35 protein-coding genes and 1 tRNA gene are annotated in these 21,047 nt (G+C 52.2%); all 36 read left to right on the top strand.

Annotated elements, in window-relative coordinates:
• A partial coding sequence (locus tag JW814_08615; GenBank protein ID MBN2071505.1) for an elongation factor Tu occupies nt 1-87 on the top strand: 87 nt, incomplete at its 5' end.
• A 29-nt stretch (nt 88-116) separates the two neighbouring features.
• Nucleotides 117-425: a 30S ribosomal protein S10 gene (gene rpsJ / locus JW814_08620; protein ID MBN2071506.1), complete on the top strand. Its 309-nt coding sequence runs from the start codon at nt 117-119 to the stop codon at nt 423-425.
• A gap of 13 nt (nt 426-438) precedes the next feature.
• The gene (rplC, locus tag JW814_08625; protein MBN2071507.1) at nt 439-1,065 is read left to right on the top strand and encodes a 50S ribosomal protein L3; all 627 of its coding nucleotides are present in this window, start codon (nt 439-441) and stop codon (nt 1,063-1,065) included.
• A 24-nt stretch (nt 1,066-1,089) separates the two neighbouring features.
• Nucleotides 1,090-1,713 carry a 50S ribosomal protein L4 gene (gene rplD / locus JW814_08630; GenBank protein ID MBN2071508.1) on the top strand — a complete coding sequence of 208 codons (624 nt, stop codon included), beginning with the start codon at nt 1,090-1,092 and terminating at the stop codon, nt 1,711-1,713.
• Nucleotides 1,713-2,015: a 50S ribosomal protein L23 gene (rplW, locus tag JW814_08635; protein ID MBN2071509.1), complete on the top strand. Its 303-nt coding sequence runs from the start codon at nt 1,713-1,715 to the stop codon at nt 2,013-2,015. Before rplD ends, rplW begins: the two co-directional genes overlap by 1 nt.
• A gap of 93 nt (nt 2,016-2,108) precedes the next feature.
• Complete coding sequence (rplB, locus tag JW814_08640; protein MBN2071510.1) at nt 2,109-2,939, top strand: 50S ribosomal protein L2; 831 nt, start codon at nt 2,109-2,111, stop codon at nt 2,937-2,939.
• An 83-nt stretch (nt 2,940-3,022) separates the two neighbouring features.
• The gene (gene rpsS, locus JW814_08645) at nt 3,023-3,286 is read left to right on the top strand and encodes a 30S ribosomal protein S19 (GenBank protein MBN2071511.1); all 264 of its coding nucleotides are present in this window, start codon (nt 3,023-3,025) and stop codon (nt 3,284-3,286) included.
• Nucleotides 3,287-3,316: 30 nt separating this feature from the next.
• Complete coding sequence (rplV, locus tag JW814_08650; protein MBN2071512.1) at nt 3,317-3,673, top strand: 50S ribosomal protein L22; 357 nt, start codon at nt 3,317-3,319, stop codon at nt 3,671-3,673.
• Nucleotides 3,674-3,688: 15 nt separating this feature from the next.
• Nucleotides 3,689-4,375: a 30S ribosomal protein S3 gene (rpsC, locus tag JW814_08655; GenBank protein MBN2071513.1), complete on the top strand. Its 687-nt coding sequence runs from the start codon at nt 3,689-3,691 to the stop codon at nt 4,373-4,375.
• A gap of 28 nt (nt 4,376-4,403) precedes the next feature.
• A complete protein-coding gene (gene rplP, locus JW814_08660; GenBank protein MBN2071514.1) occupies nt 4,404-4,832 on the top strand; it encodes a 50S ribosomal protein L16 in 429 nt (142 codons plus the stop codon).
• A 49-nt stretch (nt 4,833-4,881) separates the two neighbouring features.
• Entirely contained in the window at nt 4,882-5,094 is a 213-nt protein-coding gene (gene rpmC / locus JW814_08665; GenBank protein MBN2071515.1) for a 50S ribosomal protein L29, read from the top strand.
• 63 nt (nt 5,095-5,157) lie between these two features.
• Entirely contained in the window at nt 5,158-5,415 is a 258-nt protein-coding gene (rpsQ, locus tag JW814_08670; GenBank protein MBN2071516.1) for a 30S ribosomal protein S17, read from the top strand.
• Nucleotides 5,416-5,426: 11 nt separating this feature from the next.
• Entirely contained in the window at nt 5,427-5,795 is a 369-nt protein-coding gene (gene rplN, locus JW814_08675; GenBank protein ID MBN2071517.1) for a 50S ribosomal protein L14, read from the top strand.
• A gap of 19 nt (nt 5,796-5,814) precedes the next feature.
• A complete protein-coding gene (locus JW814_08680) occupies nt 5,815-6,135 on the top strand; it encodes a 50S ribosomal protein L24 (GenBank protein ID MBN2071518.1) in 321 nt (106 codons plus the stop codon).
• Between the two features lie 79 nt (nt 6,136-6,214).
• A complete protein-coding gene (gene rplE, locus JW814_08685; GenBank protein ID MBN2071519.1) occupies nt 6,215-6,757 on the top strand; it encodes a 50S ribosomal protein L5 in 543 nt (180 codons plus the stop codon).
• A gap of 23 nt (nt 6,758-6,780) precedes the next feature.
• Entirely contained in the window at nt 6,781-6,966 is a 186-nt protein-coding gene (locus tag JW814_08690) for a type Z 30S ribosomal protein S14 (protein ID MBN2071520.1), read from the top strand.
• Between the two features lie 37 nt (nt 6,967-7,003).
• Nucleotides 7,004-7,399 (top strand): 30S ribosomal protein S8, encoded by a 396-nt coding sequence (gene rpsH, locus JW814_08695; GenBank protein MBN2071521.1) that lies wholly within the window; start codon nt 7,004-7,006, stop codon nt 7,397-7,399.
• Nucleotides 7,400-7,463: 64 nt separating this feature from the next.
• Complete coding sequence (gene rplF / locus JW814_08700) at nt 7,464-8,012, top strand: 50S ribosomal protein L6 (GenBank protein MBN2071522.1); 549 nt, start codon at nt 7,464-7,466, stop codon at nt 8,010-8,012.
• A gap of 81 nt (nt 8,013-8,093) precedes the next feature.
• Nucleotides 8,094-8,519 carry a 50S ribosomal protein L18 gene (locus JW814_08705; protein ID MBN2071523.1) on the top strand — a complete coding sequence of 142 codons (426 nt, stop codon included), beginning with the start codon at nt 8,094-8,096 and terminating at the stop codon, nt 8,517-8,519.
• Between the two features lie 51 nt (nt 8,520-8,570).
• Nucleotides 8,571-9,203 carry a 30S ribosomal protein S5 gene (gene rpsE, locus JW814_08710; protein ID MBN2071524.1) on the top strand — a complete coding sequence of 211 codons (633 nt, stop codon included), beginning with the start codon at nt 8,571-8,573 and terminating at the stop codon, nt 9,201-9,203.
• Between the two features lie 76 nt (nt 9,204-9,279).
• On the top strand, nt 9,280-9,540 hold the full coding sequence (gene rpmD, locus JW814_08715; protein MBN2071525.1) for a 50S ribosomal protein L30: 261 nt from the start codon (nt 9,280-9,282) through the stop codon (nt 9,538-9,540).
• 54 nt (nt 9,541-9,594) lie between these two features.
• Nucleotides 9,595-10,077 (top strand): 50S ribosomal protein L15, encoded by a 483-nt coding sequence (rplO, locus tag JW814_08720; GenBank protein MBN2071526.1) that lies wholly within the window; start codon nt 9,595-9,597, stop codon nt 10,075-10,077.
• Complete coding sequence (secY, locus tag JW814_08725; GenBank protein MBN2071527.1) at nt 10,077-11,381, top strand: preprotein translocase subunit SecY; 1,305 nt, start codon at nt 10,077-10,079, stop codon at nt 11,379-11,381. The genes rplO and secY overlap by 1 nt, the downstream gene beginning before the upstream one ends.
• 19 nt (nt 11,382-11,400) lie before the next feature.
• The gene (locus tag JW814_08730) at nt 11,401-12,051 is read left to right on the top strand and encodes an adenylate kinase (GenBank protein ID MBN2071528.1); all 651 of its coding nucleotides are present in this window, start codon (nt 11,401-11,403) and stop codon (nt 12,049-12,051) included.
• The gene (gene map / locus JW814_08735) at nt 12,048-12,791 is read left to right on the top strand and encodes a type I methionyl aminopeptidase (protein ID MBN2071529.1); all 744 of its coding nucleotides are present in this window, start codon (nt 12,048-12,050) and stop codon (nt 12,789-12,791) included. The genes JW814_08730 and map overlap by 4 nt, the downstream gene beginning before the upstream one ends.
• 62 nt (nt 12,792-12,853) lie before the next feature.
• Nucleotides 12,854-13,072: a translation initiation factor IF-1 gene (gene infA / locus JW814_08740; GenBank protein MBN2071530.1), complete on the top strand. Its 219-nt coding sequence runs from the start codon at nt 12,854-12,856 to the stop codon at nt 13,070-13,072.
• Nucleotides 13,073-13,160: 88 nt separating this feature from the next.
• Nucleotides 13,161-13,274, top strand: coding sequence for a 50S ribosomal protein L36 (gene rpmJ / locus JW814_08745; protein ID MBN2071531.1), 114 nt, complete (start codon nt 13,161-13,163; stop codon nt 13,272-13,274).
• Nucleotides 13,275-13,314: 40 nt separating this feature from the next.
• The gene (rpsM, locus tag JW814_08750; GenBank protein MBN2071532.1) at nt 13,315-13,686 is read left to right on the top strand and encodes a 30S ribosomal protein S13; all 372 of its coding nucleotides are present in this window, start codon (nt 13,315-13,317) and stop codon (nt 13,684-13,686) included.
• Nucleotides 13,687-13,752: 66 nt separating this feature from the next.
• Nucleotides 13,753-14,142: a 30S ribosomal protein S11 gene (rpsK, locus tag JW814_08755; GenBank protein ID MBN2071533.1), complete on the top strand. Its 390-nt coding sequence runs from the start codon at nt 13,753-13,755 to the stop codon at nt 14,140-14,142.
• Nucleotides 14,143-14,293: 151 nt separating this feature from the next.
• Entirely contained in the window at nt 14,294-14,923 is a 630-nt protein-coding gene (rpsD, locus tag JW814_08760) for a 30S ribosomal protein S4 (GenBank protein ID MBN2071534.1), read from the top strand.
• An 85-nt stretch (nt 14,924-15,008) separates the two neighbouring features.
• Nucleotides 15,009-16,010, top strand: a complete 1,002-nt coding sequence (locus JW814_08765) for a DNA-directed RNA polymerase subunit alpha (protein MBN2071535.1) — start codon at nt 15,009-15,011, stop codon at nt 16,008-16,010.
• Nucleotides 16,010-16,585: a 50S ribosomal protein L17 gene (rplQ, locus tag JW814_08770; protein MBN2071536.1), complete on the top strand. Its 576-nt coding sequence runs from the start codon at nt 16,010-16,012 to the stop codon at nt 16,583-16,585. Before JW814_08765 ends, rplQ begins: the two co-directional genes overlap by 1 nt.
• 209 nt (nt 16,586-16,794) lie before the next feature.
• The gene (locus tag JW814_08775) at nt 16,795-17,733 is read left to right on the top strand and encodes an AEC family transporter (GenBank protein MBN2071537.1); all 939 of its coding nucleotides are present in this window, start codon (nt 16,795-16,797) and stop codon (nt 17,731-17,733) included.
• 17 nt (nt 17,734-17,750) lie between these two features.
• On the top strand, nt 17,751-19,109 hold the full coding sequence (locus JW814_08780; protein ID MBN2071538.1) for an FAD-binding oxidoreductase: 1,359 nt from the start codon (nt 17,751-17,753) through the stop codon (nt 19,107-19,109).
• Between the two features lie 44 nt (nt 19,110-19,153).
• Nucleotides 19,154-20,773 carry a (Fe-S)-binding protein gene (locus JW814_08785; protein MBN2071539.1) on the top strand — a complete coding sequence of 540 codons (1,620 nt, stop codon included), beginning with the start codon at nt 19,154-19,156 and terminating at the stop codon, nt 20,771-20,773.
• 198 nt (nt 20,774-20,971) lie between these two features.
• Nucleotides 20,972-21,047: transfer RNA gene (locus JW814_08790), tRNA-Asn, on the top strand.

The following is a 21,047-nucleotide window of genomic DNA, read 5'->3' on the forward strand; positions in this document are numbered from 1 at the left end:
ATAGCGATGGAGAAAGAGCTCAGGTTCGCGATCCGCGAGGGCGGAAGGACTGTTGGCGCCGGCGTAGTTACCGAGATCATTGAATAGTAGAAGCAAGGGATATTTGGAGGTTACCGGTGGAAGGTCAGAATATTAGAATTAAACTGAAGGCGTATGAACACTCTATGCTGGATCGAAGTGCCGAAGTGATCGTAAAAACGGCTCTTAGAACCGGTTCAGAAGTGTCCGGGCCGATACCTCTTCCGACGAAGAGGACTGTTTACACTGTTCTTCGTTCGCCTCATGTAAACAAGAAGTCCCGGGAGCAGTTCGAGATAAGGGTGCACAAGCGCCTTATCTGGATTACTAATGTTACCGCAAAGGCAGTGGATGCGCTTCAGAAGCTCGATCTCCCCGCCGGTGTGGATATTGAGATCAAAGTCTGATTCGGAGGAAGAGATGATTGGGTTGATCGGCAGGAAAATCGGAATGAGCCAGATCTTTGACGAGGAAGGCGCAGTGATTCCCGTGTCTGTCATCGAAGCGGGGCCCTGTCCCGTGGTACAGGTGAAGACCATGGAAAAAGACGGATACAACGCGGTCCAGATCGGTTTTGGACTGATGCGTCCGACTCGCGCCAACCTTCCAAAGCTTGGTCATTTTCGAAAAGCGAACCTCCCGCCCTACCGTTACCTGCAGGAATTCAGGGTTGATAACCCTGAAGAATTCACCGAGGGACAGTTGATTGACGTCAGCATATTCAAGGATATCGCGACTCTCGATGTCTCCGGAAAGACCAAGGGTAAAGGGTTCCAGGGAGTGATAAAAAGACACGGATTCTCGGGGGGAAGAAAGACCCATGGGTCTAATTCGCACAGAGTCCCCGGATCGATAGGTATGGCTGCGTATCCGTCAAGAGTCCTGAAAGGAACGAAGTTGCCCGGGCGCACGGGTCACAGTATGAAGCATGTCAGGAACCTCAAGATCGTAGAGGTGGATACTGACAACAACCTTTTGTTGGTTAAGGGAGCAGTGCCTGGAGCGAGGAATACGGTCCTGAGGCTTACGACTCCTCACCAGAAGTAAGGCATAGCGTAAGGAAGAGTAACAGTGAATGCGAATTTATATGATTTCAGTGGTGATCTGAAAGGGAAGATCGATCTTCCGGAATCGCTTTTTGGCGGCGATGTCAACAAGTCGGTACTGTATGACGCTGTCCGCATGTACCTTGCGAACAGGCGAAGCGGAAGCGCCAAGACCAAGGAGCGCGGGGAAGTCAGTTTCAGCAATGTCAAGCCGTATAGACAGAAGGGTACTGGAAGAGCAAGAGCCGGAAGGCGCTCTTCTCCGATCTGGAGAGGCGGCGGAACGGTATTCGGTCCCAAACCGAGAGATTACAGGTTCTCGGTTCCCAAGAAGGTCAAAAGGCTTGCTTTGAAATCGGCACTCGCTGACAAGGGTAAGGAAGAAAAAGTGGCGGTTGTCGAGGGTGTCTCGGTGGAAGCTCCAAAGACGAAAAGGTTCGCGGAGTTTTTGAAGTCATCCGGGCTGGCTGGAAAGAAGATACTTTTCGTCACCGAATCGTTCGACGACAACACCTACAGGTCGATGCGAAACATCGCGGGATTCGAGTTTATCGTCAGTAAAAACATCAACGCCTACGAGATATTGAAGGCCGATACGCTTCTGATTACGAAGGAAGCCCTTTCGAAGCTCGAGGAGGTGTTCGTCTAATGGCAGACATCAGGAAGATAATATTTAAACCCGTGATCACTGAGCGCAGCACGGTCCTTAAGGAAGCAGACAACAAATTCGTCTTTGAGGTCGATCCGAGAGCCAACAAGCGGGAGATCAAGACGGCGATAGAAAAACTTTTCAAAGTCTCGGTCAAGGAAGTAAGGACAAGCATCGTGCGCGGGAAAGTCAAGACGACTTTCATGAAATCGGGAAGATTCACTGGTAAACGTCCCGACAGGAAGAAGGCTTTTGTTACTTTAGCAAAGGGTGAGAGTATAGATATCTTTGACCAGGTATAATCTTTCCCTCGTTGTATAGCCTCCCCAAAGAGGCTGCTAAGAGAGTGTAAAATGTCTGCCAAGCAGGCGCAAACAGAAACAAGGAACTGATCGATGGCACTAAAGAAGTTTAAACCGACGACTCCGACTCTTCGGTTCAAGACAGTAACGGATTATTCTGTCCTTACGAAAAAGGAGCCGGAAAAGTCCCTCCTTGAGCCGATGAAGAGCAGTGGAGGCCGTAACAACAGCGGCCACATTACGATGCGACGCATGGGCGGAGGGCACAAAAGGAGATTCCGCAGGATCGATTTCAAAAGGGAGAAACACGGCATCCCGGCAAGAGTCGTTTCCCTCGAATATGATCCGAACCGCTCGGCCTTTATATCTCTTTTGAGTTATGTCGATGGCGAGAAGCGCTACATCGTCGCGCCTCACGGGATAAAAGAAGGAGACGTGCTGGTCTCCGGGCCGGAATCGGATATTCATCCGGGCAATGCTCTTCCGCTTGAGAAGATCCCGACAGGTCTCTACGTCCATAATATAGAGATGGTCGCGGGCAAGGGCGCCCAGATGGTCAGAAGCGCGGGATCGTACGCGCAGTTGATGGCGAAGGAAGGAAATTACGTTCAGCTTAGGCTTCCTTCGGGCGAGATCAGGATGGTTCGCAAGGAATGCTACGCTACGATCGGCCAGGTAAGCAATATAGATCATGAGAACGTAAGTATCGGTAAAGCTGGAAGAGCGAGATGGATGGGAAACAGGCCCAAGGTCAGGGGCGTAGCGATGAACCCCGTCGATCACCCACTCGGAGGCGGAGAAGGACGCACAAGCGGAGGCCGCCATCCCGTAACGCCGTGGGGTAAACCGACCAAAGGGTACAAGACGAGGAAGAAAAACAAGGCTTCGAACAAATTCATCGTTCACAAGAGGAAGAAGAAGTAGTTTTAATCATGGATCCCGCCTGAAGCGGGATGCCGGTGCCGGCAGCGGATTCAGCCGGTATGGAAATCGGTTCTGGAGGATAGATGACCAGATCAATAAAAAAAGGTCCCTATATCAGTGAAAAGCTTTTCGCGAAGATCGAGAAGATGAATGATATGGGGGATAAGAAAGTGATCAAGACCTGGGCGAGAAGATCGACGATCTCCCCCGAGTTCGTCGGGCATACGCTTGCGATCCATAACGGCAAGAAATTCGTGCCGGTCTTCATTACCGAGAATATGGTTGGTCACAAGGTCGGAGAGTTTGTTCCGACGAGGACCTACAGAGGACACAGGAACAAGAAGTAATAGTAATCTGTCAGACGGAGGTAGACGGAAATGGAAGCACGCGCTATAGCGCGGCAGATCAGGGTGTCGCCGAGGAAAGCAAGGATCGTTATCGACCTTGTCCGGGGGCAGTCGGTTGATAAGGCCCTGGAGATACTCAGGTTCTCCAATAAAGCGGTCGCGCGCCGGGTTGAGAAGACAGTCGCATCGGCTATGCATAATCTGGCAGGGAAATTCGAGCATCCTGTCGAGCCGTCCGAAATGAACGTAAAAGAGATTTTTGTCGATGAAGGCAGGACGATGTACCGTATCAGGCCGCGAGCCCAGGGCCGCGCCTTCAGGATCCGTAAACGAAGCAGCAATATTACGGTTATCGTAGATTACAAGGGCGAACTGGATAATCAGTAAGACGAGGAGGATATTTTGGGTCAGAAGACAAATCCCATAGGATTGAGACTGGGGATCAATCGTACCTGGGATTCGAAATGGTTCACTACCAAGAATTCCGCGGACTTTCTTGAAGAAGATATCAAACTGCGCCGTTACGTCAAAAAACGTCTGGCGAGAGCCGGCGTCTCGAGGGTCGAAGTCGAGAGACGGGGTGACAAGGTGAAAGTCCATATCTTTACGGCGAGGCCGGGGATGGTAATCGGCAGAAAAGGCGCGGAGGTGGATTTTCTGAGTGAAGAGCTGACCCATTTGACCAGCAGGAAGGTCGAAATAGATATAAAGGAAGTAAAAAAGCCCGAACTGAACGCGCAGCTCGTCGCCGAACATATCGCCGGACAGCTCGTTCAGAGGGTCTCATTCAGAAGGGCGATGAAAAAAGCCATCGGTTCAGCGATGAGAATGGGAGCTGAAGGGATAAAAGTAAAGACTTCCGGAAGGCTTGGCGGAGCGGAGATGTCGAGGACGGAAGGTTATATGGAAGGCAGAGTGCCCCTGCACACGCTGAGGGCCGATATTGATTACGCAAGGGCTACGGCCTTTACAACATATGGAGCAGTAGGAGTCAAGGTCTGGATCTATCGCGGAGAGATCTTTCCGAAAGATTTCAAACGTACGATGGGCGATTCTGTTGCAGATGAGACCGGACGGAGCGGGCGTTAAGCCTGATTTCAGGAGAGGTTGACCAGCGATGTTAATGCCGAAACGGACAAAGTACCGTAAAATGCAGAGAGGTCGAAGGACCGGTAACGCACAACGTGGTTCAAGTATAAGTTTTGGGGAATACGGCCTGCAGGCCGAAGCCGCCGCCTGGATCACGAACAGACAGATCGAAGCTGCCCGTGTCGCTATAATGCGTCATGTCAAGAGGCAGGGAAAACTTTGGATAAGGATCTTTCCCGACAAGCCAGTTACCGTGAAGCCGGCGGAAACGAGGATGGGAAAGGGAAAAGGCGCGCCTGAATACTGGGTGGCGGTAGTCAAGCCCGGACGGATGATGTTCGAGCTCGAGGGTGTCACGCACGAGGAAGCCAAGAGGGCGATGCAGCTTGCCGCCGCAAAGCTTCCCATCAAGACGAAGTTCGTTCGCCGCGTGGCGACAGGAAAGGTTACCGGATAGGACGTTTTCCGGAAGAATCGATGTATTTCAGATATCTGGACGGTTAAAAATGAAGGTAGTTGAATTAAGAGAATTGACGTTGAACGAGCTGAAGCTCCGTGAAGAGGACCTCGTCGAGGAACTCACGAGAAGCAGGATACAGCTTGGTATCAAGCGTCTTGACAATCCCCTCCAGGTCCGCGTCATAAGGCGTGACCTCGCCAGGGTCAAGACGATCATCAATGAGAAGCTCGCTTCAGCGGAGAGCGAACAGCAGGAGTAGTATCGAACTATGCCGGAAAGTTCGGCTGGGCCAATGACTTCGGTTAAATGGCAAGGAGAGATGATGGAAGGTAGAAAACCACGAAAGACGATGACCGGTCTGGTTGTGAGCGATAAGATGGACAAGACGGTCACAATCGCTATCAAGCGGACGTTCCAGCATCCGCGCTATAAAAAGATAGTAAAAAAGACGTCCAAGATCTGGGCTCATGACGCGGAGAACGTCTGTCATGTCGGCGACAAGGTTAAAGTCATGTCAACGAGGCCCCTCAGCAAATTCAAGCGCTGGCGTGTCGTTGAAGTCATTGAAAGAGCACAGTAGGAGAAACTGTAATGATTCAGATGCAGACAAAATTGACGGTGGCTGACAATTCCGGAGCCAAGAGCATAATGTGTATCAAGGTGCTCGGCGGTTCGAGAAGACGTTACGCTTCTGTTGGCGATATCATCAGCGCTTCGGTCAAGGTGGCAGTGCCAGGAGGCGGAGTCAAAAAGGGGCAGGTCGTTAAATGCGTAGTGGTGCGTACAGCGAAAGAAGTACGCCGCAGGGATGGCAGCTATATTCGATTCGATCAGAATGCTGCCGTAGTAATAAATGAACAGCGGGAACCGGTTGGAACCAGGATATTCGGTCCCGTCGCGAGAGAGCTCAGGGAAAAACAGTTTATGAAGATTATCTCCCTGGCGCCGGAAGTCATCTAGATATCGAACGGAAGTCGAGATGAGAATCAAGAAAAACGATACAGTAAGAGTCATCGCGGGGAACTCGAAAGGGATGGAAGGAAAGGTCCTTAAGGTCTATCCGGAGAATAACCGCGTGATAGTGGAGAAAGTAAAGCTTATCAAAAGGCACACGAGGCAGACAAGCCAGGATAATACCGGCGGGATAGTCGAAAAGGAAGCGCCGATCAATGTGTCGAACGTTATTCTGGTATGCCCGAAATGCAGCAAACCGGCAAAGACAGAGATCGCTTCTCTCGCCGATGGCCGGAAGATCCGCAAGTGCAAGAGGTGTAATGAGACACTCGGAGATGACGATTAGGCCGTTTGTCTGGTGATTAACGGGGCCTGGGTTCAGGTCCAGAGCTGAAATGGTGAGGAAAATGTCGGAAAAGAAGAAATTGCCGAATGTGAGACGTCTTTACGAGGAGAGCGTCATACCTGCTATGAAAGAGAAATTCGGTTACAAAAATGTGATGGAGATCCCCCGTCTGACGAAGATCGTCGTCAATATGGGCGTGGGAGAAGGAATCTCCGACGCGAAGGTGATCGAAGCGGCGGCAAAGGACCTTGCCACGATTACGGGACAGCTGCCGGTTGTAAATCGCGCGAGAAAATCGATAGCGGGATTTAAACTGCGCGAGGGAATGCCGGTCGGGTGTTCGGTGACCCTTCGCGGTGTGAAGATGTACGAATTCTTTGACCGCCTCGTGAACGTAACGATCCCGAGGATCAGGGATTTTCGCGGACTCAACCCGAAATCATTCGACGGGCGGGGCAACTACACTTTCGGAGTGAAGGAGCAGATCATATTTCCGGAGATCGATTACGATAAGATACTGAAGATAATGGGTATGGATATTACCGTGGTAACGACGGCAAAGACAGACGAGGAAGCAAGAGAGCTGATAATGCTGCTTGGCATGCCTCTCAGGAAAAACTAACCGGATCACGTGGAGGAGTCTCTGTGGCGAAGAAGAGTTTGATAGCCAAATCGAAAAGGGCGCCCAAGTTCAAGGTCAGGGCCTATTCAAGGTGCAGGCTTTGTGGCAGGCCGAGGGCGTACATCAGACAGTTTGGTATCTGCCGTATTTGTTTCCGTGAACTTGCCCTCGATGGCAAGATCCCCGGAGTCGTAAAGTCAAGCTGGTAGAACAGGCTGGAAGTTAAACAGGCGAGGTGAATTGAAAATGATGACAGACCCTATAGCTGATATGTTGACACGCGTTCGAAACGCCTACAGATCGAACAAGATGCATGTCGATATCCCCGCGTCGAAGATAAAGGCGCAGATCGCCAGGATCATGCTTGAGCGTGGTTTCGCGAGTGACGTTCGATATATCGATGATGGAGTGCAGGGCAAGATAAGAGTTTATATCAAATACGATTCCAACAATAAAAGTGTTATCGAGGGAATCAGGCGTATCAGCATGCCAAGCAGAAGGGTCTACGTGGAAAAAACCGAGATCCCGCGCGTTATGGGAGGTTTTGGTACGGCAATTATATCCACGTCGAAAGGTGTTCTGACCGACAAAGAGTGTCGTTCGCTTGGCGTCGGCGGAGAAGTTCTCTGTCATATATGGTAGCCGTTACGGCAGCCGGAGTATCCTGTGCGGGTGTGCCGGTGATTTACGGAGGTTAAACAGAGCTATGTCACGAGTTGGTAAAAATCCGATACCGGTTCCGTCAGGTGTGACGATCGATCTTAAGGGAAACCATATCGAGGTCAAGGGACCGAAGGGAAAACTTGACAGGGAACTGCATCCCGAGATGATCATCGAAATCGAAGGAGCCGAGATCCTGGTCAAGAGGCCATCCGAATCAAAGCAGCATAAATCGTTGCACGGCCTGACGAGGACACTTATCAGCAATATGGTTGATGGCGTCTCGAAAGGGTTCCAGAAGACTCTCGAGATCGAGGGAGTAGAGTACAGGGCTGAGATGAAGGGTAAGACCCTCGTGATGAGTCTTGGGTTCTCGCACCCGGTGAACTACACGCCGAGAGGCGGAGTCGAGATAGAAGTTCCCGATCCCAAGAAGATAGTCGTCGGCGGAATAGACAAGCAGATGGTGGGACAGATCTCGGCGGAGATAAGAGCATTCAGACCGCCGGAGCCATATAAAGGCAAGGGAGTGCGTTACCAGGGCGAGCAGGTAAGGCGCAAATCAGGCAAGGCCGCGGTTGGTACTGGATTCTAGCAGATGAGAGTGTAACCTGAGATGTCTGTCGCGAAATCGTAAGGACAGGCGGCGGATGTTAAGAAACGGGAGTTGAAAAAGGTGAGCAAGTTAACAAATCAATCAAGGATAGCGAGGCATAGAAGGCGCGACAGGGTGCGCAAAAAGGTCAGCGGGACGAGCGAGAAGCCGCGCCTGCAGGTCTACAGGAGCCTCAGTCACATATACGCTCAGGTAATCGATGACGTTAACGGGAAGACGCTTTTCTCCGCTTCAAGTCTGAGAATGGAACTGCCGGTCGCCGGGGAACCTGTTGCGGATGATTCGAAAGAAAAAGGGAAAAAGGGCAAGAAGGAAAAGCCGGCCACTACGAAGATGCGCCGTTCCATTGCCGTCGGCAGCAAAATAGCCGAACTCGCGAAAGAAAAAGGTATTGAAAAGGTTGTTTTTGACAGGGGTGGATTCCTCTATCACGGAAGGGTCGCGGCTCTCGCGGACGCGGCACGTAAAGGTGGATTGAAGTTTTAATTCTGTAAATGCCTGAAAAGGCAGGAGCAATCGCACTTGGGGGTGCGTTAGTTGGAAAAGAAAGAAAGAAACGAAAGAGACGCAAAAGGCGGAGGCCGCAAGGACACTCGCAGGCCCCGCCGGGACCGGAAAGAAGAGACCGGGCCGGAGTTAAATGAGCAGACGATCCATATCAACCGCGTCGCCAAAGTAGTCAAGGGCGGACGGCGGTTCAGCTTCAATGCTCTCGCTGCTGTCGGAGACGGCATGGGCAAGGTCGGTATCGGCCTTGGCAAGGCGAACGAGATCAGTGACGCGATCAGGAAAGCCGGCGAAGAAGCAAGGAAAGATATGATCATGATCCCGATGATCGAAGGGACGATCCCTTATAAGGTCATCGGCGTCTTTGGCGCGGCGAGGGTCCTGCTTAAGCCGGCCGCCCCGGGTACAGGCGTAATAGCCGGTGGTGGCGTTCGCTCAGTGCTTGAGGTTGCCGGGATAAGGGACATCCTTACAAAATCTCTTGGGTCGAACAATCCTCATAATATGGCCAAAGCGACGATGGTAGGCCTGAGGAATCTCAAGAGCGCCCGGGATGTCGCGAGAAAACGCGGCATTTCGATCAAAAGCCTTTTCGCTCTCAAGGAAGAAAAGAAAGCTGCCAGCCCGGCTGGCGACAGCGAAAAGACCGGTACTGAAGAATAGTAGAAGTTGTGATATGGCTGTCCGGACAAGAGGCAGATATGTCCTTGACGGCCCGGATTGACAGCGAGGAAAGAAGATGGCCAAGAAATTGAAGATCACGCAGGTGCGAAGCATCATCGGATCGCAGGAGAAGAAACACAAGGTAGTGATGGAATCTCTCGGATTCCGGCGGAACTACCGTACTATTTACAAAAATGACTCTCCCCAGATCCGCGGGATGCTCGCCAAGGTGCGGCACCTGGTCGTTACGGAAGAGATCGATGAAAAGGATATTCCGGTGAAGGCTACGGGATCAGCCGGATTCAAGGTTATAAATGGTCCAGAAATTGGAGAATAATGATCAGGTCCCTTACCAGGGAGCTGGCAGTAATCGTCAAGGAGCAAAACGAAGATGAAACTTAACGAGATTAGCCCGACGGCTGGCGCCGTGAAGAAAAGGAAGAGGGTCGGATGCGGTCCAGGGTCCGGGCACGGAAAGACATCGACAAAAGGGCATAAGGGGCAGAATTGCCGTTCCGGCGGCGGAGTTCCTCCCTGGTTTGAAGGTGGACAGATGCCTCTGCAGAGACGCCTGCCCAAGAGAGGGTTTCACAACATCTTCAGGGTCCCTTTCCAGGTAGTCAATGTCGGAAGTCTTGATTGTTTCGAGAAGGGTGCCACGGTAAACCGCGGGACCCTGATCGATGCTGGATTGATCAGGAAAACCATTTCTCCTGTTAAGATACTGGGTGGGGGAGAACTGAAGGTCGCTCTTCAGGTAGAAGTCGATGGTGTCAGCAGGACAGCTGCGAAATCGATCATTGATGCCGGCGGCACTGTGAATCTCGTTTCAGGAAAAAAGATACCGGATCTGGATAAAGAGGAGCAGCGGTAATGATAAAGAAGTTTCAGGATATTTTCAGCATTCCGGAACTGAAAAAGCGTATTCTATTCACTGTAGGTCTCCTGATTGTCTACAGGATCGGTGGCCACATAACGACTCCTGGGGTTAATCCTCTGGCGCTTAAAGCGTTCTTTTCAAACCAGCAGGGGACGATCTTCGCTCTTTACGACATGTTTGCCGGCGGCAACCTCAGCCGTGCTACGATCTTCGCGCTGGGAATCATGCCATATATCAGCGCTTCGATCATTATCCAGCTTCTGCAGGCGGTGATCCCCTACTTCGAAAAACTCGCCAAAGAGGGTGAAGAGGGCAGAAAGAAGATCACTCAGTACACGCGGTATGGTACGGTGGCGCTGGCTCTCGTGCAATCGATAGGTATCTCTCTCTTTCTTGAGAACCTCAACGTCGGTGGCGCGTCGGTCGTAACGATGTCGACCCTTCCGTTCAGGCTCCTTACCATGATAACGATGACGGCTGGAACGATCTTTGTAATGTGGCTCGGGGAGCAGATCTCCGAGCGGGGGATCGGTAACGGCATCTCCCTTATCATCATGATCGGTATCATCGCCAGGTATCCCGCCGATTTTCTCAACACTTGGCGGGCGATCAACCTTGGTCAGATGACGCCTTTCAGGATGATAATCTTCGCGGCAATAATGGTCCTTGTAGTTGCCGGGGTGATAATGATCACGCAGGGGCAGAGAAGGATACCCGTTCAGTACGCGAAGCGGATCGTGGGAAGAAAGGTCTATGGCGGCAGGTCGCAGTATATTCCTCTCAGGGTCAATACGGCAGGGGTCATCCCGATTATCTTCGCTCAGTCGATCCTGATGTTCCCGAGCACGATAGCGGCGTTTTTCAAAAGCGATTTTCTCTCCGGCGTGCAATCGATTCTTTCCCCGTCGTCATGGCTTTACGTGACTCTTTATTCAATAGTGATTATATTCTTCGCATATTTTTATACCGCTATAATCCTCAATCCCGTCGACCTGGCGGAGAACATGCAGAAATACGGCGGATTTATCCCCGGGATACGCCCGGGCAAGAGGACAAGCGATTATATCGACAGGATCCTTACGCGAGTAACGCTGCCGGGAGCTGTCTTCCTTGCTTTTATCGCGGTGCTTCCCGATATCCTGATCTACAGGGGCGGACTGCCCTTCAGGTTCGGGGGAACGGGTCTTCTGATTGTCGTGGGCGTGATGCTCGATACGCTTCAGCAGATCGAAACGCATCTTCTTATGAGACATTATGATGGATTCATGAAAAAAGGGCGTCTGAGAGGACGGCGCTAGAAACCGGAAGGAATGGCATTTGTCAGGTAAACATATAATAATTCTTGGCCCTCCCGGATCCGGAAAAGGCACTCAGGCGCTGCGGATAGCGTCCTCGCTGAGCCTTCGCCATCTTTCGACAGGCGACCTTCTCAGGGAAGCGGTATCCGCTGAGAAGGAACTCGGGATGAAAGCGAGGGCTTTCATGGAACGCGGGCTTCTCGTGCCTGACGATATAATGCTTGGTCTCATAAGAGAGGAACTTTCAGTCTCAAAAGAGACAGGTTGGATCCTCGACGGATTTCCCAGGACTCTCCCGCAGGCCCAGGCGCTCTCCAAGATACTCGCGGATGAAGGGGTCGAAGTCGATCATGTCCTGCTTATAGACGTCGATCCGCTGGTCGTAATAGAGCGGGTCCTTGGCAGAAGGGTCTGTGAAAGCTGTAAGGCGGTATTCAACATCTCGATGCTTGAAGAGGGCAAGAAGGATATCTGCGAGAAATGCGGCGGAAAGCTTGTTACGCGCGCCGACGATGAAGAAGAGACGATCCGAAGGCGCTTTGAGGTATACAAGGATCAGACGAGCCCGGTGCTCGATTATTACAGGGAACAATACGGAGATTATATAACCGTAAAAGGTGATGGAGACATAGACGGTATCACCGCGGGAATTCTTCGTGAGATAAGATGATATATATCAAGAACGATACGGAGTTGGATCTCATAAGAAAAAGCGGTGAGGTCCTTAAAGATACTTTTCTCGAGATAGAAAAGTTGATCCGTGTCGGAGTGACGACCGGAGAGTTGGACAGATATGCCGAAGAGTACATACATTCGAGGGGATGCGTTCCGGCTTTCAAGGGATATCAGGGATATCCCGCGAGTATATGCGCTTCCGTCAACGAAGAGGTCGTTCACGGTATCCCTGGAGCGAGGAAACTCGAGGATGGGGATATAGTTGGTATCGATATGGGAGTGATAAGGGAAGAGTTCTACTCGGACGCGACTCGGACATTCGCAGTGGGCGAGATAAACGAGGAGGCGCGCCGCCTGATCGAAGTGACAAGGGAATCGCTTGACCTGGGTATTGAAAAAGCCAGGGCGGGTAATCACCTTTCTGATATATCGCATGCCATCCAGGAGCATGCTGAGAAGAACGGGTTTTCGGTAGTACGATCGCTCGTCGGTCACGGGATCGGTAGGCAGATGCATGAAGAACCCCAGATCCCGAATTTCGGACCCCCTGGAAAGGGGCCGGTTCTACAGGCAGGAATGGTGCTGGCAATAGAACCGATGGTCAATGTGGGAACGGAAAATGTCTACACATTGAAGGATAAATGGACCTTTGTTACGGTGGACAGGAATTTATCCTGTCACTTTGAAGATACGGTGGCGGTAACCGAAAACGGTCCCGAGATCATGACCAGGTGACTTTCGGCACGCATGCCGTCCCGGGTTGAGAAGTTCATCCCATGGGAGGGGTGAAGAATTAAATGGCCAAGCAAAAGGGAATTCCGGTCGAGGGAACGGTAGTGGAGGCGCTGCCGAATGCGATTTTCCGGGTCGAACTGGAGAACAAGCATCTCGTCCTGGCGCATGTCTCCGGAAAGATGAGGATGCATTTTATAAGGATCCTCCCCGGCGACAGAGTCGCCCTTGAACTGAGTCCTTATGACCTTGGAAGAGGCAGGATAACCTATCGCTACAAATGAGCCGGTGAGACCTGCTCATTATGAAGCGGCCGGTCAAGCAATTCTGCCATGCTTGAGCCGTGTAGCCGGTAAAGAAGGAAGAAGAGAGATGAAAGTCAGAAGTTCAGTAAAGAAAATGTGCCCCGACTGTAAACTCATACGGCGTAAGGGAGTTCTGCGCGTGATATGCAAGAATCCCAAGCATAAGCAACGCCAGGGTTAAGGGCGACTGAATATTATGGTGAGACGAAAGGAGTAAACCTGTGGCGCGAATAGTCGGAGTCGATATTCCCGACAACAAACATATCGAGATTGCGTTGACCTACATTTTTGGGCTGGGTCGCACCAGTGCTCGAAAAATACTTGAGAAGGCGGATGTGCCTTATAACCTGAGACCGAGAGATCTGACCGAGGATCAGACGATCAAGATCAGGGATATAATCTCAAACGAGTATAAGACCGAGGGTGCTCTTCGCACGGAAATTACGATGAACATCAAACGTTTGATGGATATCGGCGCCTATCGTGGTCTGAGACACAGGCATGGACTTCCCGCTCACGGGCAGCGTACTCATACGAACGCCCGTACGAGGAAAGGTCCGCGTCACCGTCCAGGTTCGAAAAGGAAAAAATAGTAGTTGCTGATATGATCTCCGGGCAATCCCCGGAGTATATAATGGAGTTCAAAGGGAGGTTTTCAATTGGCCCGTCCGCAGAGGTCAAAGAAGAAAAAACAGAAGAAGGTGGATGTACTTGGCGTGGTCCATGTGAAATCGACCTTCAACAACACCATCATTACGATCACCGATCGTGAAGGCGCCGTGGTCGCCTGGTGCAGTCCGGGCAAACTGGGGTACAAGGGATCGAGGAAAAGCACTCCTTTCGCCGCGCAGCAGGCGGCGCAGACTGTGGCGCGTGAAGTGATCACGCTGGGGATGAAAAAGGTCGAAGCCTGGATCAAGGGTCCGGGACCGGGCAGGGAAGCGGCGATCAGGTCGTTGCGCGCGGCAGGCCTTGAAGTATCGGGTATCAAGGATTGTACTCCGATCCCCCACAATGGTGTGAGGTTGAAGAAACGCAGAAGAATCTGATCTGTGTTGTCCACCTTTCCCCGCTCAGGGTCCGGGAGCCCGGCGGTAAAAAGGATGTTATATAGAAAGTCGGATCTATGAAACCGTGATGTTTCATAAAGTAAACGACAAAGTCAGAATCGGCTGAAAAATGCCGGGGAGGTAGTATTCGATGGCGAGATATACTGGTCCCAAATGCAAGCTTTGCAGAAGAGAGGGAGCAAAACTGTTCCTTAAAGGGGACCGCTGTCATTCAGACCGTTGCGCTATTGAGCAGAGGAATTATCCTCCGGGAGACCAGGGTCGCGCAAGGTACAGCAGAAGAAGCAACTACAGGGTCCAGCTTAGAGAGAAGCAGAAGCTGCGTAGGACATATCAGGTGCTTGAGCGCCAGTTCCGGAACTATTTCAAGAGAGCCGAGAAGATGAAGGGTGTCACGGGTGAGAATCTGCTCAGGCTTCTTGAATGCAGGTTGGACAATATGGTCTACAGGATGGGATTCGCGCCCTCGCGCACAACGGCGAGGCAGCTGATCCTGCACAACCATTTCACCGTAAATGGCAAGAAGGTCAATATTCCTTCTTACCAGGTCGGAACAGGTGACAGGGTATCACCGATAGAGAAAAGCAGAAACCTGCTTATAATCGAAGAATCACTGAAGGCTTATGGCAGCAGAGGTACCGTTCCCTACATTTCCGTAGATGTGACGAAAAAGGAAGGCACCTATGTTGAAGCACCAACCAGGGATCTTATCCCGGTTGCGATCGAAGAAAACCTTATTGTGGAGCTCTACTCCAAGTAATCCGGTTCTCCCTGATACCGGCCGCCATCAGGCGGGGCGGCGATCCGGGGCAGGGTCGGGATACAGCGCAAGGAGGAACGCGTAGATGAAATGGCGTAACCTTTTAATGCCGAAAGAAATCGTAATGGATGAATCCACCGCCACGGATACGTTCGCGTCTTTCACGGTGGAACCGCTTGAACGCGGGTTTGGGAATACGATCGGTAACGCGGTCCGCCGCACCCTGCTGTCGTCGATCCAGGGAGCAGCCGTCACTGCTGTTAAGATCGATAAAGTGCTTCACGAATTCGGTACTGTAAAAGGGGTCAAGGAAGATGTCACCGATATCGTTCTTAACCTCAAGCAGCTTATTATCGTGATGAATTGCGACGACCCGAAGTTCCTCACTCTTGATGTGGAGAAAAAGGGAGACGTGACAGCGGCGGATTTCACCGAGAACCCCGAGATCGAGATCCTAAATAAGGATCTTCATATCGCGACATGCACGGAGAAGGCCAAACTCAGGATTGAGATACTGGTCGGGCACGGAAGGGGCTATGTCGGAGCCGAGACGCACAACCTCGAAGAATATGATATCGGCATGATCCCGATGGACTCGAATTTCAGCCCCGTCACGAAGGTCAACTACTCTGTCAAGGACACAAGGGTGGGACAGAAGACCGATTATGACTCGTTGATTCTTGATGTCACGACGGACGGAAGCGTCTCTCCCCAGGATGCTCTCGGATACGCGGCGAAGATATTGAAGGATCACATGCTGCTCTTCATACATTTCGACGAAGAGCCGCACGAGGAAGAGGACGAGATCGTAGATGAAGAAAAAGAAAAGATGAGGGAGCTTCTTGGCAGGAACGTAGAAGAACTCGAACTTTCAGTGCGTTCTTCCAACTGTCTAAAAGCCGCGAATATCAAGACTCTCGGGGAGCTGGTGTGCAATACCGAGAGCGAAATGCTCAAGTATCGGAACTTCGGCCGCAAGAGCCTTAGGGAGATCGCTGATATTCTTGATGGTATGGGGCTCAGTCTTGGAATGGATGTAAGCGCCATCCGGGACGCTAAAGATGCGAATTCAGAGGAGAGGAAGTAATGCGGCACAGACAAGATCACAGGAAACTTAACAGAACGGCATCTCACAGAAAGGCGATGCTGTCGAATATGGTGACCTCCCTTTTCGACAAGGAACGGATAACCACGACCACGGCGAAAGCCAAAGAGGCCAGCAGGCTGGCCGAGCGGATGATCACTTTCGCGAGGCGCGGAGATCTTGCCGCGAGGCGCCACGTCGCCAGGACGATCCGTAATCCGAGGGTCCTTCAGAAACTTTTCGATGAGATCGGTCCGCGTTTCGCCAGCAGGAATGGCGGGTATACCAGAGTGCTGAAGCTTGGGGTCAGACGCGGGGATGCCGCCGAGACGGCATTGCTCGAACTTCTTTCAAAAGACGAGAAGGCCAGGGGCAAAAAGAAGAAGCCGATGAAGACATATCATAAGGTCGACGTACCGGAAGATCCAACGATAGCGGCAAAGAAGGAAAAGGTCAAGGCGGAGAAGAAAGCGGCGGCCGAGGCGAAAGAGGCTGAAGAAGCGGCAAAGGCCGCAGAAGAGGCCGCGGCGGAAGAAGCTGGAGCGGAAGATGGAGAACCGCCGGCAAAGGACGCTTAAGAGCCGTTATTGTCCCGAAAAAGACAGATCAGGGAGCCGTCTTCGTGGCGGCTCTTTTTTATGCCCTTCAGCGGCGCATATCGATATTCCCGATCGGAATAAAACAGCGCGGCGGCGATTCTATCGTTTGGATATCGTCCTTTCCCGTGCTATCTTTTCGGATAATAAGTATTGATCGATGAAGATCATGTCAGATGAGGAGCGCTTGAATGCCGGTCATCACGGAAGTCATTCTTCCGATACTCTTTGTCGTATTTCTCGGTTATCTTCTGCGCAGGCTCGGCAAACTCGACGAGCATGCATTTTCCCGTGCGCAGCTCTATGTGCTCGGTCCGGCCCTGGTATTCATGACGATGGCCGGTTCCGAAGCGGCGATGCCGCTCGTGATGAAAGTATTTCTGCATGTCACTATCCTTTCGATCCTCCTTTTTATTTCAGCCTGGCTTCTTGGAATATTCCTCAAAAGCGACAGGCTGGAAAAGAACGCCATAGCGATCACGTCGATATTCACCAACAGCGGGTTTTACGGGATCCCCGTTTGCATGCTCGCCTTCGGGGACGAGGGAGTGATATACGCTTCGATATATGTCGTCTGTTCCGCCACAATACAGTCTACTGCCGGAGTATATATCGCCAGCGCCGGCAGCAGGAGTCCGATGAGGGCGCTGGCTACGGTCTTCAAGGTGCCGCTCATCCATGCCATAGTAGTGGCCAAGCTTCTCGCGCACTTCGATCTTCTCCCTTCCGAGCCTTTTATGAAAATGATCACTCTTCTCGGCCGGTCGGCTATTCCTCTCGGGCTTCTGCTTCTCGGGATGCAACTCGAAAAGATTATTTCGGAAAAGAAAGGAAGCGCGGAAGTATCGGTCAGTATAGAGGGAAGAAGAGATCTTGTCGGAGGGGTATCGTCCGGGCTGCTTAAAATAGCGGGGGGATTCCTTTTCGCCCTCCTGATCCTTCAGTTTCTCGATTTCGAACCGGTTCTGCGTAACGTTATAATAGTCCAGTCTTCAATGCCGACTGCGGTGAATGCCGTTGTGTACGCGACGGAGTTCGAATGCCGGCCGAAACTTGTTACGATAGGTATATTGACCGCCACGATGATCAGCGTAGCGAGCATCTCGCTGATTCTCAGCTGGCTTAACTGACCTTGGGCAGGCAGGTTGTGAAGTACCCGATCGTATATATCCCGGAATCTCGAGAAGAAGCAGCTCTGCTGCTGAAGAGGCTTTCCTCTCTCAGGAGCGGAGGAAAAGATATCGCCGTATCCTTCAGCGAAGGATTCTATCGGCGGCGGGATATCCCCGGTTCGACCCGGGAAGGTCCAGCGGCCACGACCGTCAAGCGTGGCCGGGGCGCCGCGGCGGATATCCTGAGTATCGTCTCTGAAAATACTCCGACGGAGGGTGGCGTGATCGCGATATCACATGAGGGGTTTTCGCAGATTAGAGAAGTATCGAAGCCGGACCTGCTTGCCGCGGCGGGAGGGGGAGTATCATTGGGGTCGCTCAGAGAGGCGGCAGCTGAGGATGGGCTTTTTCTACCGTTCGACCAGGACCTGTTCGATGAGGAGATGACACTTGCCGAGCTTATCATGTCGGGAGCCTTCTCGCGGTATGAGGGAAGGTACGGAACCCTGCGCGAATCGATCCTCTCCCTTTCGATGGTCACCGCGGCGGGGGAGTTCATCCATACGGGTTCGCACAGCGTCAAGGATGTCGCCGGGTATGAGATCGCTGGATTTGTCATCGGGTCGGGTGGAAGATGCGGATTGATCGACTCTGTCAGTCTGAGGCTCCTTCCCGAACCGGCGAAGGTCTCCTACCTCGTTTTCAGCGGCGCTTACGGCGAACTTGACGCTCTCGCCGGGAAGCTTCTGAAAACCGCCCCTGTCTCGATCGCAGTTTATCATGGCGCCGCGGCGAAACTCTTTTCCGGCGGGAAGATAATTAATGGTTCCTCCCTGCTCGTAGCCGAAATGCATCACGCGGTCGCCGGCGATGACGGGGAGATGATCCAGCTGGCAACGGGTCCCGTGCGGGAAAGCAGCGTCGATCGAGTGGAAGATTTTGATGGTATGCTGGCGAAGAGGCGATTTCCAGCATCGATCGCCGGCTATTACGGCGCGGGGACCGTGCTGGAGAGCCTCACCGTAGACCTGAAAAAATTCAGACCGCCTGATACCTGTGAAGGCCGGTTATCATGGAATCGATATTATCCCCACAGGGGGATCCATATCTGGGAGGCCGGAGGCAGGGACCATCATCACGCGCTGCCCGAACAGGTCGAAGACGCTGTCAAAGGCAATCTTGCTTCCGGAGCGAGGGTAAGATTCGAACTGCTCTCTGTAGTCGAGGATCGTCATTCGGGGGGATTGAAGATCGCTAAAAAGCGCCTGCCTCTATCCTTGCTCGCGGCAGGCGACCCGGATCTGTTCAGGGCTGTATCGCCCGGAGAGGCTATCACAGGGATCAGCGAAAAGATATACGCCCTTTTTGATCCGGAAGGGATAATCGTTGCCTGAGAAGCGGCCCGATCCGGGGAAGCTGGAGACCGAAAGGAAGATCATTGTCAGATAGCGATCAAAAGACCGATGTGACGCTCGACCTTCTCCGTTGCAACAGGTGCGGAAAGTGCGTATCGGTATGCCCGGTCTATGATGTCTATAACGAGGAGTGGGCTTCGGCCAGGGGAAAGGTCGAGCTGGCCGAGGCTTTCTTCCGGGGCGACCAGCTCGATGAAAGGGAGTTTCAGAAGGTATTCGATCTTTGCCTGCACTGCATGACATGCCAGGAGAACTGTCCTTCCGGGATGAGAGCCAACGAAGTCGTGATGGCAGTCAGGGCCGAGATGGCCGGGAGGGGATTGATCCCTGCTTTCAAGAAGGTAGCATTGAGGATGATCGAGTCTATGGATTCGATCGTCTTCCGCGCGATGAGAATGCTCGGGCTGGCTAGGAAAGCTCCCCTTCACGGCAGTGGCGGCAGGGGGCCACTCTCGTTTCTCTATCCGCTTATAGGCTGGTCTTCTTCAAGGACCCTGCCCCTTCCCGCAGGAAAGCCTTTTCTCTCGGAAAACCCCGGGTTCTTTCCAGCCTCGGAGCTTGACAGGCTCATTCCTTCTTCCGGAAAACCTTCAGCGCTCGAGATCGCCGTGGAAGGACCGGGCAACAGGCAAAAAGCGGCTGAGCTTATTGACATGATCGCCGCGGCGCGCGCTAAAAATCTTGAAAATAAAAGAAGCGTCTATTTCTATATCGGACACACCGTCAACCAGTTTTTCCCCGAAGAGGCTGAAAAGGTGATATGGCTTCTCAATCTTGCCGGAGTCGATGTTCATGTTCCAAAGGACCAGATCTGCTGTGGAGCGCCATATTTCTACTCCGGTGATATCGAAAGCTCGAGGAGGGTCGCCAAAGATGTCATCGCCGGGTTTTCCGGATATTCGTACGACTGGATCGTGACGACATGTTCGTCCGGTGGAATGATGCTGAAAGCGGAATACCCGAGGCTGTTCGATATCAACTCCGATGGATTCTTCAAGATCGACTGGGACAGCGAGCCGGATATCTTCACAAGAAGAAAAGATGACGGCTCTCAGAAAGACCGGTTCGAGGATACAGTCCGTCTCTACAGGGAAAATATCGAGGGAAAAGTCAGGGATATAAATGAACTGATCGCAGAGATGCTCGGACTGAAACGGGAGGATGGAGGATTCAACCTTCTTTTCGCTCGTGAGAGAGCAAAAGAGAGCGCGCGTGGCAGCGGTGATCCCGGAGCCGAAAAGGAAGACGGCGATCTTCCCGTGGTGACGTATCATCATCCCTGCCACCTCAACAGGGGGCAGGGGATAAACTGGCAGCCGGAGGCGATCCTGGGGCTTCTCTACAGGTACAGGTATGAGAAGATGCCCGATGCCGAAAGGTGCTGCGGAGGGGGAGGAACATTCACCTTCGCCCATGCCGAAGCCTCCGGGAAGATATCTTCTCTTAAAGCAGATTCTATCGAAGCTGTCGACCCCGGAATGGTCGCTACTTCATGTCCTCTCTGCAGGATACAGCTGACAGACGCGATTAAACGGCGTTTTGTCATCGAAGCTAAAGAACGCGGGGAGGTCGAGCGGTCGATCCCGGTGACTTCTCCCGCCGAGCTCCTGGCCGAAGACCTTCGCTCTCTCCTGGAACGGTAGTATCGCAGGGCTTTTTATCGCGACCGGCTGGTGAGATATTATGTTAACCAGCACGGGAAGCCGTCTCTGGCGGCCCCGGAGCTTCGATCAAAAGAGGTCTGATTTATGCTTTAAAAGGACGTTGACAATGTCGCCCCGTATTACTATTATTGAGAACCGCGAAGCGAAAGCTTCGTTTAAGATATATATTTTTTGCGCTCCTCAGTAGCTCAATTGGCAGAGCATTCGGCTGTTAACCGAAGGGTTGTAGGTTCAAGTCCTACCTGGGGAGCCA

It is taken from the genome of Candidatus Krumholzibacteriota bacterium, from assembly GCA_016932415.1.
Lineage (GTDB): Bacteria > Krumholzibacteriota > Krumholzibacteriia > Krumholzibacteriales > Krumholzibacteriaceae > Krumholzibacterium.